General features: G+C 51.2%; 2 protein-coding genes. Both read right to left on the bottom strand.

Annotated features, from left to right (window positions below):
* The coding region (locus KDK19_RS12440) for a hypothetical protein (RefSeq protein ID WP_257292086.1) at positions 1–316 on the bottom strand (316 nt) is incomplete at its 3' end.
* A gap of 171 nt (positions 317–487) precedes the next feature.
* A partial coding sequence (locus tag KDK19_RS12445; protein WP_257292087.1) for a beta-ketoacyl synthase occupies positions 488–2135 on the bottom strand: 1648 nt, incomplete at its 5' end.

Here is a 2135-nt window from a genome sequence, read left to right on the forward strand (position 1 = left end):
ATCCAACCCCCCCTCTGTGCCAGATAAGGCTATCAGGAACCACACCTTGTTTGTCTGCGATGTATTCCAGTTCCAGGCTATCATCTTCCCAGTCATCGGCCATGCCCTCAACGACTAATTTCCCTTCCGGTCCGGGAAGCACTTTGAACTGTTGACGAACCAGAGCTTTGTCTGGGTAGAGGGTTAAATGAGTACTGCTTGCATGGCCTACTTCCACTCTTCCTGCCTGTTCATCCGCGGTCACCATATTGGCACTCATGGCCGTCAGCACAACAGCGCTACTCAGTATTCCGGTCAGATTGAATCTGGCTCTCATTATGACTTTCTCCCTTTAATGAGACACGGTGGGCTGATTGAGTCCGCCTGAATGCGTAACTTAGTGATCAGCCCGGATAGTGATGCAAAGCTTTCGAGGAGCATGCCCGTAAAATAGACCATAAATCAACTCCACGTTTTCTCAAACGGGAGCCGACAACATCATCGAGGATCAGAAAGACCAGAAAGGATTATCCACTTGCAGATTCAGCGCATGGCCAAAGCCGGGCACTTTTATGTGTCGATCGTTGTAATCCAGATCGTCTCCACCGAGAACCCCTTCACCAAATTGATAAATAGGCTCTAGCTGACCGGAAAGCTGCGCAGACTCATACTCTTCCTGTCGATGGGAGGTACTTTCATAACCATGCTGCCAGGATGAAAGTGCCTGCTCGCCATGTTTGGCTTTCAACATATCTCGGGCTATATCAGGGCTCAGAACCAGCGCCGTAGCGTTGTTTCCCCCAAAACCCTTGGCGTTGATCAGCGACATGGCCATCTGTGATGGGCCCATCTCATTATGTTCCATGCTGATGTTGAGGTGTGAATGATGAACGTCTTCAGCAATACCGGAAATCGTTCGGATACCGGGAATGATGCCCCGGTGCCAGACACCCAGTGTTGACATCAGCTGATCACCAGCAGCCACACCAATAGAGTGACCCAGATAGCTCTTAACGGCTGTAACGGGCCAGTTATACATACCAAAATGGCGGGCCGTTTCATTGAGAATATGGGATTCAGTCACCCGGTTTTGTGGGGTGCCGGTACCATGAGCCTGAACAAAACTTCTCTGTCTGATAGCGTCTTCTCCCAAAATTGCCCTGCCCAGGGCAGCAGCTCTGGCAACAGTCAGGTAGTTTCCGGCGCCGGGAGATGAAATGGACTTCTTATAGCCGTCTGCGTTCACAAAAACGTCAGCCACCGCGCCCAGAATTTCAGCACCAGAGTCAAGCACCAGCTCATCATCCATCAAAATAAAGTATTGGGAAGATTCCGCAATGGTAAAACCGGCACTCTCTGCAAAAGGGCGACAGGCATTACGCCAGTCAGGGGGGGTACCTTCGGCAAGACCATCCAGCTTTCTCAAAGCATCGTCCGTAGCCAGAGCTCCCATGGTGCTGTAGCCATCCATGATTTCAGGTAAAAGCGGCGCTTCACTATTGCCAACGATCACTACCCGGCGCTTACCGGAACGAATGTCGTTCACCGCCAGCTGCAGGTTATAAAGCAATGTTGCACAGGCTCCCATTGAGGTGCCAGTGTTACCCAGTGAACCCAGGATATAAGCGTTAATAAAATCAGCGGACATTTCAGCGAAGCCCAGTGGGCACTGCTTGGAAGTCACCCTCTTACCCATCAAACGGGCTTTGAGCATGCCGCCATAACCGTTATAGTCGAGCTGGCTCATGGCACTTCCTGAATAGACAGCAATCTGTTCGGGAGACAATTTCTCTTTCAAGAGCAGCCAGTCCAGACCAGAGGACCGCATGGCATCCGACGCCCCAAAAACCGTCATAGCCAGTGAGCGGGGATGATTTCTGGACTGATAAAGAACAGCAGGATCAAATCCGCTGGGCAACTGACCTGCGGCATTAACAGTGCCTACCTTTGTCGAAGGCAACATCAGGGACTGCAGGCCGGAAAAACGGACTCTGACATTTCGGCCATCGGCCAGTTCATCTACCTGCCAGTTTTCCGGTAATGGTTCAGGTAGCCCAGACTTTGGCAGAATCAGTTCCGAGCCTGCTGCGGCTTCAAGGGACCGATGATAATACAGAGCATTATTATCAAACAGATTGGTTTCGAGCTGCCTGATC

The sequence above is a fragment of the Endozoicomonas sp. ONNA1 genome (genome assembly GCF_024606325.1).
Classification (GTDB): domain Bacteria; phylum Pseudomonadota; class Gammaproteobacteria; order Pseudomonadales; family Endozoicomonadaceae; genus Endozoicomonas_A.